The sequence below is a fragment of the Streptomyces albospinus genome, from assembly GCF_014648695.1.
Lineage (GTDB): Bacteria > Actinomycetota > Actinomycetes > Streptomycetales > Streptomycetaceae > Streptomyces > Streptomyces albospinus.
Genome location: NZ_BMRP01000024.1, coordinates 58,684 through 73,598, shown reverse-complemented (window position 1 = coordinate 73,598; position 14,915 = coordinate 58,684). Strand labels below are relative to the sequence as shown.

Genomic DNA, 14,915 nt, shown 5'->3' with positions numbered 1-14,915 from the left:
ACCGCACCACCCCCCACCGGCCCCCGGCAGCGCCTCACCGCCACCCTCGCCGCCACCCCCCTGCGGCCACCCACCCGCCAACTCCCGCCCTGGGCCGAAATCCTGACCATCGCCGCCACCTACGCCGCCGCACTCCTCGCCTTCACCTACGGCATCGACACCGACGACGGCGCCCCCTTCATCGGCTACCTCATCCTCATCGCCCTCGCCGTCCCCGCCCTGAACCGCGCCGGACTCATCGCCCGCCTCACCGAACTCACCCACCGCCACCGCGCAGCCGCCCTCACCGCAGCCCTCCTCGCCGCCGCGGCCTTCCCCTTCACCCAGGACACCGACCAATACACCATCATCGGCGCCAACATCCTGATCTTCGCCACCGTCGCCCTCGGCCTCAACGTCGTCGTCGGCCTCGCCGGCCTCCTCGACCTCGGCTACGTCGCCTTCCTCGGCGTCGGCGCCTACGCCGCCGCCCTCGTCTCCGGCTCCCCCGAATCCGCCCTCGGCCTCCACTTCCCCTTCTGGGCAGCCCTCCTCACCGGAGCCGCCGCCTCCCTCGCCTTCGGCGTCCTCATCGGCGCCCCCACCCTCCGCCTCCGCGGCGACTACCTCGCCATCGTCACCCTCGGCTTCGGCGAAATCTTCCGCATCGCCATGCTCAACCTCAACGGCACCACCGGCCCCGACATCACCAACGGCGCCATGGGCATCCCCAACATCCCCAACCTCGAAATCCTCGGCTTCAACTTCGGCCGGCCCCACACCATCCTCGGCACCCCCATCGCCCCCTACGGCAACTACTACCTGCTGATGATCCTGGTCACCGCCCTCGTCGTCCTCGTCTTCCGCCGCGCCGCCGCCTCCCGCATCGGCCGCGCCTGGATCGCCATCCGCGAAGACGAAACCGCCGCCGTCGCCATGGGCATCAACAGCTTCCGGCTACGCCTCCTCGCCTTCGCCCTCGGCGCCGCCCTCGCCGGACTCGCCGGAACCGTCCATGCACACGTAGTAACGACCGCCACCCCCGAGCAATTCCAGTTCGCCGGCCCCCAACCCCCCAACTCCGCCTTCCTCCTCGCCGCCGTCATCCTCGGCGGCATGGGCACCCTCAGCGGCCCCCTCGTCGGCGCCGCCCTCCTCTTCCTCATCCCCGCCAAACTCGACTTCCTCCAGGACTACCAACTCCTCCTCTTCGGCATCGCCCTCGTCCTCCTCATGCACTTCCGCCCCGAAGGACTCATCCCCGACCGCCGCAAACAACTCGAATTCCACAACACCCCAGCGCCCGACGCCCCCGACCGGCGCCCCACCGACCCCGCCGCCACCCTCGGCGCCACCCAGGCAAAGGCGTGACCCCACCATGACCACACCCGCAACCACCACCCGCACCGTCCTCGAAGCCACCGGCGTCACCATGCGCTTCGGCGGACTCACCGCCGTACGCGACGTCGACCTCACCGTCGACACCGGCGAAATCGTGGGCCTCATCGGCCCCAACGGCGCCGGCAAAACCACCTTCTTCAACTGCCTCACCGGCCTCTACACCCCCGCCGAAGGCACCATCAGCTACCGAGGCACCCGCCTCTCCCGCAAACCCCACCTCGTCACCCAGGCCGGCATCGCCCGCACCTTCCAGAACATCCGCCTCTTCGCCAACATGACCGTCCTCGAAAACGTCCTCGTAGGACGCCACACCCGCACCAAAGAAGGCCTCTGGTCAGCGCTCCTCCGCAGCCCCGGCTTCAGGAAAGCCGAACGCGACAGCGAACAACGCGCCATGGAACTCCTCGACTTCACCGGCCTGGCCACCCAACGCGACCACCTCGCCCGCAACCTCCCCTACGGCGAACAACGCAAGCTGGAAATCGCCCGCGCCCTCGCCAGCGAACCCGGACTCCTCCTCCTCGACGAACCCACCGCCGGCATGAACCCCCAGGAAACCCGCGCCACCCAGGACCTCGTCCGCGCCATCCGCACACAGGGCACCGCCGTCCTCGTCATCGAGCACGACATGCGCTTCATCTTCAACCTCTGCGACCGCGTCGCCGTCCTCGTCCAAGGACAGAAACTCGTCGAAGGCACCGCCGACACCGTCCAGGCCGACGAACGCGTCATCGCCGCCTACCTCGGCACCCCCACCGACCCCACCACCCCACCAGGAGAAACCCCGGCGACCACCGACGACACCGGAGCCACCCCATGACCCCACTGCTCGAAGTCGAGGACCTCCGCGTCGCCTACGGCAAGATCGAAGCCGTCAAAGGCATCTCCTTCACCGTCCCGGCAGGCCAGGTCGTCACCCTCATCGGCACCAACGGCGCCGGCAAAACCACCACCCTGCGCACCCTCTCCGGCCTCCTCACCCCCCGCACCGGAAAGATCACCTTCGACGGCCACCCCCTCAACGGCGTCCCCGCCCACAAAATCGTCGAACGCGGCCTCGCCCACTCCCCCGAAGGCCGCCGCCTCTTCCCCCGCCTGACCATCGCCGAAAACCTCCAGCTCGGCGCCTTCCTCCGCAAGGACACCGCCGGCATCACCCGCGACATCCAGCGCGTCTACGACCTCTTCCCCATCCTCGGCGAACGCCGCAGACAACCCTCCGGCACCCTCTCCGGCGGCGAACAGCAAATGCTCGCCATGGGCCGCGCGTTGATGTCCCGCCCCAAACTCCTCATGCTCGACGAGCCCTCCATGGGCCTCTCCCCGATCATGATGCAGAAGATCATGGACACCATCCGCGAACTCCGCACCCAGGGCACCACCATCCTCCTCGTCGAACAGAACGCCCAGGCCGCCCTCTCCCTCGCCGACGAAGGCCACGTCATGGAAACCGGCCGCATCGTCCTCTCCGGAACCGGCGCCCACCTCCTCCACGACGCATCCGTCCGCAAGGCCTACCTCGGCGAGGACTGAACCCCGCCGCCCCCACCCATGCGAACGGCCCCGCACCGATCACCGGTACGGGGCCGCCCACCCAACTCCACGCAGCCGCTAGTCCTTCTTCTGCTGCTGCTTCTGCTGCTTCTTCTCCTCGGCGTCCTCGATGACCGCCTCCGCGACCTGCTGCATCGACAGCCGCCGGTCCATCGACGTCTTCTGGATCCACCGGAACGCCGCCGGCTCCGTCAGCCCGTACTGCGTCTGAAGCACGCTCTTCGCACGGTCCACCAGCTTCCGCGTCTCCAACCGCTGGGTGAGGTCCGCGACCTCCTTCTCCAGCGCCTTCAGCTCGGTGAACCGGCTCACCGCCATCTCGATCGCCGGCACGACATCGCTCTTCGAGAACGGCTTGACGAGATACGCCATCGCACCCGCGTCCCGCGCCCGCTCCACCAGCTCCCGCTGGGAGAACGCGGTCAGCATCAGCACCGGCGCGATGCTCTCCTCGGCGATCTTCTCGGCCGCCGAGATCCCGTCCAGAACGGGCATCTTCACGTCCAGGATCACCAGGTCGGGACGGTGCTCCCGGGCCAGCTCCACCGCGGTCTGCCCGTCTCCGGCCTCGCCGACGACGGTGTAGCCCTCCTCCTCCAGCATCTCTTTGAGATCGAGGCGGATGAGGGCCTCGTCCTCGGCGATCACGACGCGCGTGGTCAGCGGCGGGACGTGCGACTGATCGTCATCGACGACGGGCTGCTCGGGCTCGGCGGCGCTCACGGGACTCCTCGTTCCTGGCAGGTGGTGCCCCACGAGCCTACCTATCTCCTGTATGTTTGATGCACGGCGGGTCTCCGCGTACCTTAGTTTCTAAGGTAAGCCCTGGTAGCCCAGCGGAAGAGGCACGGTGCTCAAACCACCGACAGCGTGGGTTCGAATCCCACCCAGGGCACTTTACCTTCATTTCCAAGGCCACTCGATCGTTGGGGATCTTCACTCATAGCGGTGAACATTTCTTCGAATCTGCCGGGTGGTGCAGAATTTCACTCACGCTCGCGTCATGTACGACATCGCCACGCGCAGACACGTTCTCGCCCTCGTGGCCCAGGGCCGCAGCCTCAACTCCGTGAGCAAGCAGACCGGTATATCGCGCTACGCGATCCGTTCATGGCAGACCCGTATCGAAGCGAGATCCCGCACGACGGCGTGCCCGCGCTGCGAGCGGGTACCGCGCCCGCCCGATGCCGTCGACTCCTACTCCTACCTGCTCGGCCTCTACCTCGGTGACGGCTGCATCAGCCGGCAGGCCGCCCGAGGCGGCTACGTGCTGCGCATCGCGTGCGCGGATGCCTGGCCCGGACTCATCGTTGCGTGCCGGGAGGCGATCACGGCGGTCCGGCCCATGAACAGCGTCTGCGTCGTCCAGCGCGAAGGATGCGTCATGGTGACGAGCTACAGCCACCACTGGCCCTGTTACTTCCCTCAGCACGGCCCCGGCAAGAAACACGAGCGGCCGATCGTCCTCGAAGCCTGGCAGCAGGAGATCGTGGACGAGCATCCCTGGGAGTTCCTTCGCGGGCTCGTCCACTCCGACGGGTGCCGGATCACCAACTGGGCGACGCGGATGGTCGGCGGGGAGCGCAAGCGCTACGAGTACCCGCGGTATTTCTTCACCAACATGTCCACCGACATCCTGCGGCTCTACACGGACACCCTCGACAGGGTCGGCGTCGCGTGGAAGCCGGCGCGACAGTCGCGCAGGGCGGAGAACATCTCCGTCGCCCGCAAAGCCTCCGTGGCCCTCATGGACGCACACATCGGGCCGAAGTACTGACAGGGACGGCAGTCAGGTACCTCGGCCCAGCTTATTCAGGTGCGGGAGGGGTGTTACTTGGGCGAGTCGTCCTCGCCGATGTGGTGGACGCGGACGAGGTTGGTGGAGCCGGGGACTCCGGGGGGCGAGCCGGCGGTGATGATGACGGTGTCGCCCTTCTGGCAGCGGCCGATCTTGAGGAGCTGCTCGTCGACCTGGGCGACCATCTCGTCGGTGGAGTTGACGGTCGGGCCGAGGAAGGTCTCCACGCCCCAGCTGACGTTGAGCTGGGAGCGGGTGGCGGGGTCGGGAGTGAAGGCGAGGAGCGGGATGGGCGAGCGGTAGCGGGAGAGGCGGCGGACGGTGTCGCCGGACTGTGTGAAGGCGACGAGGAACTTCGCGCCGAGGAAGTCGCCCATGTCGGCGGCGGCGCGGGCGACGGCGCCGCCCTGGGTGCGGGGCTTGCTGTGTTCGGTGAGCGGCGGGAGCCCCTTGGCGAGGATGTCTTCCTCGGCGGCTTCGACGATGCGGCTCATGGTGCGGACGGTCTCGGTGGGGTATTTGCCGACGCTGGTCTCGCCGGAGAGCATCACGGCGTCGGTGCCGTCGATGACGGCGTTGGCGACGTCGGAGGCTTCGGCGCGGGTGGGGCGGGAGTTGTCGATCATCGAGTCGAGCATCTGGGTGGCGACGATGACCGGCTTGGCGTTGCGTTTGGCGAGTTTGATGGCGCGCTTCTGGACGATCGGGACGGTTTCCAGGGGCATTTCGACGCCGAGGTCGCCGCGGGCGACCATGATGCCGTCGAATGCGGCGACGATGTCGTCGATGTTCTCGACGGCCTGGGGCTTTTCGACTTTGGCGATGACGGGGCGGAACTGGCCTTCCTCGCGCATGATGCGGTGGACGTCTTCGATGTCGCGGCCGCTGCGGACGAAGGAGAGGGCGATGATGTCGGCGCCGTAGCGCAGGGCCCAGCGGAGGTCGTCCTGGTCCTTTTCGGAGAGGGCGGGGACGGAGACGGCGACGCCGGGGAGGTTGAGTCCCTTGTGGTCGGAGACCATGCCGCCTTCGATGACCTTGGTGTGGACGCGGGGTCCTTCGACGGCGGTGACTTCGAGGGTGACCTTGCCGTCGTCGACGAGGATGCGTTCGCCGGTGGTGACGTCGGCGGCGAGGCCGTTGTAGGTGGTGCCGCAGAGTCGGCGGTCGCCTTCGACGTCGGGTTCGACGGTGATGGTGAACTCGTCGTCGCGTTCGAGAAGTACGGGACCTTCGCGGAATCGGCCGAGGCGGATCTTCGGGCCTTGAAGGTCGGCGAGGATGCCGACGCTGCGACGGGTTTCTTCGGATGCTTTGCGGACCCGGTCGAATCGCGCTTCGTGGTCGGCGTGGGTGCCATGGCTGAGGTTGAAGCGGGCGATGTCCATTCCGGCGTCGACGAGGGCTTTGATCTGCTCGTACGAGTCGGTGGCGGGTCCCAGTGTGCAGACGATCTTTGCTCGGCGCATGTTTCGACTCTATGACTTACCCGGCGGTAGGGAACTGTGGGGAAGTGACTGCTCAACGACCGCTTGGTGAAAGGCTGTTGACAAGTAATGGAATGCGCGCGACACCGCTCCGATGAGCGGAATTTCACCCGTGTGCGGTGTGGTCTCAGAGTGCGGGACGCGTCATCGTGAAGCGCGCGTTGACGTTGGCGTAGACGGTTTGGCGCTGGGGTTCCAGGTCGAGGGCGGGGGCTGATTCCTGGACGGCGGCGCCGCCGTAGCCGGCGAAGGCGCGCATGCCGGGGGCCGGCATGGGGGCGGTGTTCTCGGCGCCGACGTCGGCGATCTCCAGGACGGCGTCGAGCCGGGCGCCGAGGGCCTCGGCGTATTCGCGGGCGCGCTGGACGGCTTCGTGGACGGCCTGGGTGCGGGCGGCGCGGTGGGCGGGTGAGTCGGGGCGCAGTGCCCACCAGGGGCCGTCGACGCGGGTGAGTTCGAGGTCGGCGAGGCGGGTGGTGAGTTCGCCGAGGGCGGTGAAGTCGTTGAGGGTGGCGGTGAGGGTGACGCGTCCGTGGTAGGCGCGGATGCGTTCGTGGCGGCCTTTGTCGGTGAGTTGGGGGGTGAGGGTGAAGCTGCCGGTTTCGAGTTTTTCGACGGCGTCGCCGTAGCTCTTGATGAGGGTGAGGGCGTGTTCGTTGCGGCGGGTGAGGTCGGCGAGGGCGGTTTTGCGGTCGGTGCCGCGGGCGCTGACGGTGACGGTGATGCGGGCGATTTCGGGGTCGACTTCGAGGCGGGCTTCGCCGCGGACGGCGAGGCGGGGGGCGTCGGGGGTGCCGTAGGGCAGCGGCTGGGTGGGTTGGGTCATGGTGTCAGCTTGCCAGCCGGTGTCGGTTTTCCAGCCGACTGGTCACCGGGGAGTCACCTGTTCGCAACGTCGTGGGGCTGTTGCTGTGGGGGCGGTTGAGCCACAATCTACGCGCGAATCTACGCGCGTTGTTCTGATGTGGCGCGCCATTGGGCGTATTGGGACCATTTGACCTCTTGGGGGAATCGACATGCCGTACAACCGCAGGAAGTTCCTTGGACGTTCGGCCGCGGCGGGTGCGGGGGTGGCGCTCACGGGGGCGCTGCCGCAGGCCGCGCAGGCGCAGGGGCAGGGGCAGGGGCCGCAGCGGAAGCGGGGCAAGCGGGTCCCGTTCCGGGTGCTGGGCACGACGGATGTGCACGGGCACGTCTTCAACTGGGACTATTTCACCGACAAGGAGTATGACGACGCCGCGCACAACGATGTCGGTCTGGCGAAGATCTCGACGTTGGTGGAGCAGGCCCGTAAGGAGGCGGGGCGGCATCGCACGCTGCTGATCGACGCGGGTGACATCATTCAGGGCACTCAGCTGTCGTATTACTACGCGCGAGTCGATCCGATCACCGCGCCGCACGGTCCGAAGCATCCGATGGCGCTGGCGATGAACAAAATGGGGTACGACGCGGCGGCGCTCGGCAATCACGAGTTCAATTACGGTATTCCGGTGCTGCGGAAGTTCCAGGAGCAGTGTGACTTCCCGCTCCTGGCGGCGAACGCGCTGGATGCGCGGACGTTGAAGCCGGCTTTTCCGCCGTATGTGGTGAAGCGGATCAAGGTGCCGGGTCACCGGGATATCCGGGTGGGCATTCTGGGGCTGACGAATCCTGGTATCGCGGTCTGGGACAAGGCCCATGTGCAGGGGAAGATGACGTTCCCGGGGCTGGTCGAGCAGGCGAAGATCTATGTGCCGAAGCTGCGCTCGCTCGGTTGCGATGTGGTGGTGTGTACGGATCATTCGGGTCTGGACGGTGCCACGTCGTACGGGGATGCGCTGCCGTATCCGGAGAATGCGTCGTCGTTGGTGGCCGAGCAGGTGCCGGGTATCGATGCGATTCTGGTGGGTCACACGCACAAGGAGGTGGCGTCCCGGACGGTGGTGAACAAGGAGACGGGGCGGAGTGTGGTGCTGTCCGAGCCGCTGATGTGGGGCATGCGGCTGAGCGTCTTCGACTTCGAGGTGGAGTTCCACCGGGGCCGCTGGGAGGTGGTGTCGGTCAAGGCCGAGGTGCGTAATGCCAATACGGCGGCGGAGGACCCGGAGGTCGCGCGGCTGGTGCGGCGTGAGCACCAGGCGGTCGTCAAGTATGTGAACCAGGTGGTCGGGACCTGCAAGACGGCGATGTCGGCGGCCCAGGCTCCGTACAAGGACACGCCGATCATCGACTTCATCAATTTCGTGCAGGTGGACACGGTGAAGTCGGCGCTGGCCGGGACGAAGTACGCTTCGCTGCCGGTGCTGTCGCAGGCGGCGTGTTTCTCGCGGTCGGCGGCGATTCCGGCGGGTCAGGTGTCGCTGCGTGATGTGGCGGGGCTGTATGTGTACGAGAACACGCTGGATGCACGGCTGATGACGGGTGCGCAGCTGCGGGACTACCTGGAGTTCTCGGCGCGGTATTTCGTGCAGACGGCGCCGGGTGCGCCGGTGGATCCGAAGAAGCTGACGAACGCGGACAACACGCCTGACTTCAACTACGACGTGATCGGTGGGCTCGCGTACGACATCGACATCGCGAAGCCGGCGGGTTCGCGGATCACGAATCTCCGGTACCAGGGCAAGCCGTTGGACGACAAGGCGCAGTTCGTGCTGGCGGTGAACAACTACCGGGCGAACGGCGGTGGTGGCTTCCCGCATGTGGCGAAGGCGACGTCGGTGTGGTCGAACTCGGAGGAGATCCGGAACACGATCATCGCGTGGGTGAAGGCGAAGAAGGTCATCGATCCGGCGGTGTTCGCCTCGGTGGACTGGCGGCTGACGCGGGCCGGAAAGCCGGTGTTCTGAGGCGGGTTGTTCTTGTCGCTCGTAGGTGTGCCGCCCCTCTCCCCCGGTCCGATGGTGGTCGGGGTGGGAGGGGCGGTGGCGTTCAGTGGCGGGGGACGAGTGTGGAGCCCTGGCGGGGGACGGTGGGGGTGGTGCGCTGGGGTGCGGGGTGGGCGAGGCCGAAGGTGGTGAAGGCGGTGCGCGTCGGGAGGGGGTAGGCGGTGCTGTTGGTGAGGGAGTTGAGGATGGTGGCGCTGCGCCAGGCGGCGAGGCCGAGGTCGGGGGTGCCGACGCCGTGGGTGTGGCGTTCGGCGTTCTGGACGTAGATGTGGCAGCCGGTGGCGGTGATGGAGGGGTCGAGGACGAGGCGGTGGTGTTCGTCGATGCGGGGGCGTTCGGAAGCGTCGCGGCGGAGGTAGGGGTCGAGGGCGGCGAGGAGGGTGTCGAGGCGGCGTTCGCGGTAGCCGGTGGCGAGGACGACGGCGTCGGTGGTGAGGCGGGAGCGGCTGCCTTGCTGGGCGTGTTCGAGGTGGAGTTCGACCTTGGTGGTGCCGACGCGTCCCGCGGTGCGGACGCGGACGCCGGGGGTGAGGGTGGTGGTGGGCCAGCCGCCGTCGAGGGTGCGGCGGTAGAGCTCGTCGTGGATGGCGGCGAGGGTGTCGTGGTCGATGCCCTTGTAGAGCTGCCATTGGGCGGGGAGGAGCTCGTCGCGGACGCGTTCGGGGAGGGCGTGGAAGTAGCGGGTGTAGTCGGGGGTGAAGTGTTCGAGGCCGAGTTTGCTGTATTCCATGGGCGCGAACGCGGGGGTGCGGGCGAGCCAGTGGAGGTTTTCGCGGCCGGCGGGGCGGGCGCGGAGCTGGTCGAGGAAGACTTCCGCGCCTGACTGGCCGGCGCCGATGACGGTGAGGTGTTCGGCGGCGAGCAGCCGTTCGCGGTGGTCGAGGTAGTCGGCGGCGTGGACGACGGGGACGGCGGGGGCCTCGGCGAGGGGGCGGAGGGGGATGGGGATGTGGGGGGCGGTGCCGATGCCGAGGACGAGGTTGCGGGCGTAGCTGCGGCCGAGGGCTTCGGCTTCTCCTTCGGCGCCGAGTTGGGTGAAGTCGACTTCGAAGAGGCTGCGTTCGTGGTTCCAGCGGACGGCGTCGATCTGGTGGCCGAAGTGGAGGGTGGGGAGGTTTTCGCTGACCCAGCGGCAGTAGGCGTCGTATTCGGCGCGGTGGATGTGGAAGCGCTCGGCGAAATAGAAGGGGAAGAGGCGTTCCCGGGTCCTGAGGTAGTTGAGGAAGCTCCAGGGGCTGGCGGGGTCGGCGAGGGTGACGAGGTCGGCGAGGAAGGGGACTTGGAGGGTGGTGCCGTCGATGAGGAGGCCGGGGTGCCAGCGGAAGGTGGGGTGCAGGTCGTAGAAGGCGGTGCGCAGGTGGGTGAGGGGGTGGGCGAGGGCGGCGAGGGAGAGGTTGAAGGGGCCGATGCCGATGCCGGCGAGGTCGAGGGGCTCGTCGGGGCCGGGGGTGACGGTGCCGGGTTCGGGCTCGGTGTGCGGTGGGGTGTTCATCGGGGGGTGTGGCCTTCCACGAGTTTGAGGAGGGTGGTGAGGTCTCCGGGTTGGGTGTGGGGATTGAGGAGGGTGGCCTTGAGCCAGAGGCCGGTGGGGGTGGTGGCTCGGCCGAGGACGGCGTGTCCTTCGGAGAGGAGGGAGCGGCGGATGGCGGCGAGGGTGGTGTCGTCGGCGTCGGTGGGGCGGAAGAGGACGGTGGTGAGGGTGGGGCGGGAGTGGAGTTCGTAGCGGGGGTGGGCGTCGATGAGGTCGGCGAGGGTGCGGGCGGCTGCGAGGGTGCGGTCGATGAGGTCGCCGAGGCCCTGGCGGCCGAGGGCCTTGAGGGTGACGGCGATCTTGAGGATGTCGGGGCGGCGGGTGGTGCGCAGGGAGCGGCCGAGGAGGTCGGGGAGGCCGGCTTCGGTGTCGTCGTCGGCGTTGAGGTAGTCGGCTTGGTGGCCGAGCGGGGTGAGGGTGGCGGGGCCGGGGACGGCGAGGAGGCCGGCGGCCACCGGCTGCCAGCCGAGTTTGTGCAGGTCGAGGGTGACGGTGTGGGCGCGGGCGAGGCCGGTCAGGGCGGTGCGGTGGGTGTCGCTGAAGAGGAGCGGGCCGCCGTAGGAGGCGTCGATGTGGAAGCGGGCGCCGTGGTGGTCGGCGAGGTCGGCGAGGGCCGGGAGGGGGTCGATGGCGCCGGAGTCGGTGGTGCCGGCGGTTGCGGTGAGCAGCACGGGGCCGGTGCGGCTGGTGCCGCCGGTGCGTCCGGTGAGTGCGGCGAGGCAGGTGTGGACGGTGGCGGGGTCGAGGGTGCCGTCGGGGGTGGGGAGGGTGACGGGTTCGGGGAGGCCGAGGAGCCAGGCGGCGCGGTGGATGCTGTGGTGGGCGTTGGCGCCGCAGACGATCTGGAGGGGGCCGGTGGTGCGCGGGGAGTGGGTGGCTTCGCGGGCGAGGAGGATGCCGAGTTGGTTGGATTCGGTGCCGCCGGTGGTGATCAGGGCGTCGGGGTCGGTGGCCCGGGGGTAGACGAGGGCGGCGAGTTCGCGGCTGGTGAGGGTTTCGAGTTCGGAGGCGGCGGGGGCCTGGTCCCAGGAGTCCATCGAGGGGTTGAGGGCGCCGGCGGCGAGGTCGGCGGCGGTGGCCACGGCGAGGGGCGGGCAGTGCAGGTGGGCGGCGCAGTGCGGGTCGGCGGGGTCGGCGGCGCCGGCGGCGAGGGTGTGGACGAGGGTGCGCAGGGCGGCGTGCGGGCCGGTGCCGTGTTCGGGGAGGAGGGGCAGGCAGGTGTCGCGTACGGCGCGGGCGACGGCGTCGGGGCCGCCGGGCGGGAGGGGGCCTGAGCGGTCCTGGGCGCCGGTGGTGAGGGCGTCGAGGACGGTGTCAAGGAAGGAGCGGAGCGCGCGGGGGCCGTCGGTGCCGCCTGCGAGGGCGGTGCCGGCAGGGGCAACTGACATCAAGGTGCTCTTCTTCAGCGGGAGTTGGGCGCGACGGGGCACAGGCCTTAGGCCGACCTAAGTTACTGTCCCGGTACGGCGGGTATCCACCGGTTGCCCCAGGATCACCCGTTCGTGGGATGGATGTCCCGCAGATGTTCGGGTGCCGCCGGCTGGCGGTCCGGCGGCACCCCCTGTTATGGCGGCTCCGTGTTCCTGTGTGGCTGTTCCTGTCCTGTGTGGCCGTCCCGCCGCTGCCGTCCTCGTGCGACTGCCCCTGTGCGGCTATCCCTGTGCGGTGGCCCGTACGTGCAACGCCCGGCGCAGATCGTCCAGTTGATCGGCGAGGGTGCGGCGCAGGGCGGGGATGGGCTCGGCGTCGGCGAGGCAGCTCTCGCCGAGCCGGAGGGTCTCGTCCTCGACGAACGTCGCGGGGAAGGCGGACCGGCCGGCGGCCTTGGCGAGGGCGGGGCCGCGGCGGGCGGCGAGGGCGGGGACCGCGGCGAAGTAGCGGGCGACGTAGGGGCGGAGCAGGTCGTGTTGTTCGGGGGCCCAGAAGCCGGCGGCGGTTGCGGTGAAGAGGTAATTGGAGAGTTCGGTGAGTTCGGTGAGTTCGGTGAGTTCGGTCGGTTCGGTGAGTTCGGCAGGCTCGCCGGGCTCGCCGTTGTCGGTCCGTTCGCCGGGGGTGGTGAACAGGGCGTTCCAGGCGGCCTGCTTGGCGGCGGGGTCGGGGAGGGCCGCGTGGCAGCGGGCGGCACCTTCGTGGCCGGTGGCGCTCTGGTCGCGGGCGAGTTCCGCGTCGATGGCTTCCGGGGTGGTGGCGCCCAGTGCGGCGAGCCGGGCGAGGATGCGCCAGCGCAGTTCGTGGTCGAGGTCGGGGCCGCCGGGGATGCTGCCTCCGTCGAGCCAGTCCTGGATGCCTTCGTGGCTGGTGGCGCTGTCGATGAAGGCGCGTACGGCGGTGAGCCGCAGGCCCGCTCCGGTGCCGTTTCCGGGGCCCTCGGTGCGGCGGAGGAGGGCGCGGCTGATGCCGGTGAGGGTGGCGAGGGCGGTGTGGCGTTCGGGGAGGGGGAGGTAGCGGTCGGCGATCTGGGTGCGGGCGAAGGCGAGGACGCCCTGGACGATGGCGAGGTCGGTCTCGTGCGGGAGGTGGTCGCGGGCCGCGTCCAGGTAGGCGGCGGGCGGGAGTTCGCCGTCGCGGACCATGTCGCGGGCGGCGTTCCAGACGACGGCGCGGGTGAGCGGGTCGGGCAGTCCGGAGAGGGCGCGGGCGGCGGTCTGCCAGGACGCGGCGTCGAAGCGCACCTTGGCGTAGGTGAGGTCGCCGTCGTTGAGGACGACGAGGGCCGGGGCGGGCCGGGGGAAGGTGTGCCGGGTCTGCCCTTCCTCCTGCGGGATGTCCACCTCGGCGCGGTCGCGCGGGGTGAGCCGGGCTGTGTCGGCGGGGTCCGGGTCGTAGGCTCCGACGGCGATGCGGTGCGGGCGACTGCCGGTGTGGGTGATGTCCAGGTGCCAGGAGTCGCCGTCCGCGGTGGTGGCGGGGGTGAGGGTGTCGACGCCGGTGGTGCGCAGCCAGCGTGCGGCCCAGGCGTGGACGTCGCGGTCGGTGGCGCGGGCCAGGGAGTCGAGGAAGTCGGCGAGGGTGGCGTTGCCGAAGCGGTGCCGGGCGAAGTGGTCGTTGATGCCGGCGAGGAAGTCCTTCTCGCCCATCCAGGCGACGAGTTGGCGGAGTGCGGAGGCGCCCTTGGCGTAGGAGATGCCGTCGAAGTTGAGGAGGGCGGAGGCGGTGTCGGGGACGTCTTCGGGGGTGGGCGCGACGGGGTGGGTGGAGGGCCGCTGGTCGGCGTCGTAGCCCCAGCCCTTGCGGGCGATGGCGAAGTCGGTCCAGGTGTCGGTGAAGCGGGTGGCCTCGGACAGGACCTGGTATCCCATGTATTCGGCGAAGGACTCGTTCAGCCAGATGTCGTCCCACCACTGGAGGGTGACCAGGTCGCCGAACCACATGTGGGCCATCTCGTGGGCGATGACCATGCCGCGGGTCTGGCGTTCGGTGTCGGTGACGGCGGAGCGGTAGATGAATTCGTCGCGGAAGGTGACCAGGCCGGGGTTCTCCATGGCGCCGGCGTTGAACTCGGGGACGAATGCCTGGTCGTAGGAGTCGAAGGGGTAGGGCTCTTCGAAGATCTGGTGGTAGCGGTCGAAGCAGCGGCGGGTGAGGTCGAGGATCTCGTCGGCGTCGGCGTCGAGGTGGGGGGCGAGGGAGCGGCGGCAGTGGATGCCGAAGGGTAGGCCGGCGTGTTCGGTGCGGACGGAGTGCCAGGGACCGGCGGCGACGGCGACGAGGTAGGTGCTGATGCGGGGGGTGGGGGCGGCCTGCCAGGTGCCGTCGGCCTGCTGTTCGGTGCGGGCGTTGGCCAGGACGGTCCAGGTGGGCGGGGCGGTGACGGTGAGCGCGAAGACGGCCTTCAGGTCGGGCTGGTCGAAGGCGCCGAAGACGCGCTGGATGTCGTCCATGAAGAGCTGGGTGTAGACGTAGCTCTCGCCGTCGGCGGGGTCGGTGAAGCGGTGCATGCCTTCGCCGGTGCGGGAGTAGCCCATGGTGGCGTCGAGACGGAGTTCGTGGGGGCCGGGGGTGAGGCCGGTGAGGGGGAGGCGGTTGTCCTCAAGGGTGGCGGGGTCGAGGGGGTGGCCGTCGAGGGTGGCGCTGTGCAGCGCGGCGGGGCGGATCTCGACGAAGGTGTCGCCGGGTTCGCGGGCGGTGAAGTGGATGGTGGTGCGGGAGGCGAACCGCTCGTCGCCGTGGGTGAGGTCGAGGGCGATGTCGTATCGCTGGACGTCGATGAGCCGGGCTCGGGCTTGCGCGTCGGCGCGCTGGAGTACGGGCATGGGGTCATGCTGCCGTACGGCCGGTGGGGGCCGCACAGGAGTTTGGGC

At 69.3% G+C, this 14,915-nt stretch carries 11 protein-coding genes and 1 tRNA gene; 6 read left to right on the top strand and 6 right to left on the bottom strand.

The window, feature by feature from the left end; all coding sequences use genetic code 11:
• The 3 genes from IEZ17_RS27820 to IEZ17_RS27810 all read left to right on the top strand — a co-directional run.
• On the top strand, positions 1-1,350 hold a 1,350-nt coding region (locus IEZ17_RS27820; RefSeq protein ID WP_229852711.1), incomplete at its 5' end, for a branched-chain amino acid ABC transporter permease.
• 7 nt (positions 1,351-1,357) lie between these two features.
• Positions 1,358-2,200, top strand: coding sequence for an ABC transporter ATP-binding protein (locus IEZ17_RS27815; protein WP_229852710.1), 843 nt, complete (start codon positions 1,358-1,360; stop codon positions 2,198-2,200).
• Positions 2,197-2,913 (top strand): ABC transporter ATP-binding protein, encoded by a 717-nt coding sequence (locus IEZ17_RS27810; RefSeq protein WP_189304796.1) that lies wholly within the window; start codon positions 2,197-2,199, stop codon positions 2,911-2,913. The genes IEZ17_RS27815 and IEZ17_RS27810 overlap by 4 nt, the downstream gene beginning before the upstream one ends.
• A gap of 78 nt (positions 2,914-2,991) precedes the next feature.
• On the opposite strand, the gene IEZ17_RS27805 is transcribed toward IEZ17_RS27810, so the two are convergent.
• Entirely contained in the window at positions 2,992-3,657 is a 666-nt protein-coding gene (locus IEZ17_RS27805) for an ANTAR domain-containing response regulator (protein ID WP_189304794.1), read from the bottom strand.
• A 99-nt stretch (positions 3,658-3,756) separates the two neighbouring features.
• On the opposite strand from IEZ17_RS27805, the gene IEZ17_RS27800 reads away from it, so the two are divergent.
• Both IEZ17_RS27800 and IEZ17_RS27795 read left to right on the top strand, forming a co-directional pair.
• Positions 3,757-3,829, top strand: a tRNA-Leu gene (locus tag IEZ17_RS27800).
• A gap of 108 nt (positions 3,830-3,937) precedes the next feature.
• Positions 3,938-4,711, top strand: coding sequence for a transcriptional regulator (locus tag IEZ17_RS27795; RefSeq protein ID WP_189304793.1), 774 nt, complete (start codon positions 3,938-3,940; stop codon positions 4,709-4,711).
• A 53-nt stretch (positions 4,712-4,764) separates the two neighbouring features.
• Here the strand turns inward: IEZ17_RS27795 and pyk are convergent, their stop codons facing one another.
• Positions 4,765-6,201 (bottom strand): pyruvate kinase, encoded by a 1,437-nt coding sequence (gene pyk, locus IEZ17_RS27790; RefSeq protein WP_189304790.1) that lies wholly within the window; start codon positions 6,199-6,201, stop codon positions 4,765-4,767.
• A 145-nt stretch (positions 6,202-6,346) separates the two neighbouring features.
• Positions 6,347-7,045: an SIMPL domain-containing protein gene (locus IEZ17_RS27785; RefSeq protein ID WP_189304788.1), complete on the bottom strand. Its 699-nt coding sequence runs from the start codon at positions 7,043-7,045 to the stop codon at positions 6,347-6,349.
• 190 nt (positions 7,046-7,235) lie between these two features.
• Here IEZ17_RS27785 and IEZ17_RS27780 point away from each other — a divergent pair, with 190 nt between their 5' ends.
• Positions 7,236-9,044 carry a bifunctional metallophosphatase/5'-nucleotidase gene (locus IEZ17_RS27780; protein WP_189304786.1) on the top strand — a complete coding sequence of 603 codons (1,809 nt, stop codon included), beginning with the start codon at positions 7,236-7,238 and terminating at the stop codon, positions 9,042-9,044.
• 82 nt (positions 9,045-9,126) lie between these two features.
• Here IEZ17_RS27780 and IEZ17_RS27775 read toward each other — a convergent pair whose 3' ends face one another.
• The 3 genes from IEZ17_RS27775 to pepN form a co-directional block, all read right to left on the bottom strand.
• Positions 9,127-10,575 carry a lysine N(6)-hydroxylase/L-ornithine N(5)-oxygenase family protein gene (locus IEZ17_RS27775; protein ID WP_189304784.1) on the bottom strand — a complete coding sequence of 483 codons (1,449 nt, stop codon included), beginning with the start codon at positions 10,573-10,575 and terminating at the stop codon, positions 9,127-9,129.
• Positions 10,572-12,002, bottom strand: a complete 1,431-nt coding sequence (locus IEZ17_RS27770; protein ID WP_189304782.1) for a pyridoxal phosphate-dependent decarboxylase family protein — start codon at positions 12,000-12,002, stop codon at positions 10,572-10,574. The genes IEZ17_RS27775 and IEZ17_RS27770 overlap by 4 nt, the downstream gene beginning before the upstream one ends.
• Before the next feature lie 264 nt (positions 12,003-12,266).
• The gene (gene pepN / locus IEZ17_RS27765; protein WP_189304780.1) at positions 12,267-14,867 is read right to left on the bottom strand and encodes an aminopeptidase N; all 2,601 of its coding nucleotides are present in this window, start codon (positions 14,865-14,867) and stop codon (positions 12,267-12,269) included.
• Between the last annotated feature and the right edge of the window lie 48 nt (positions 14,868-14,915).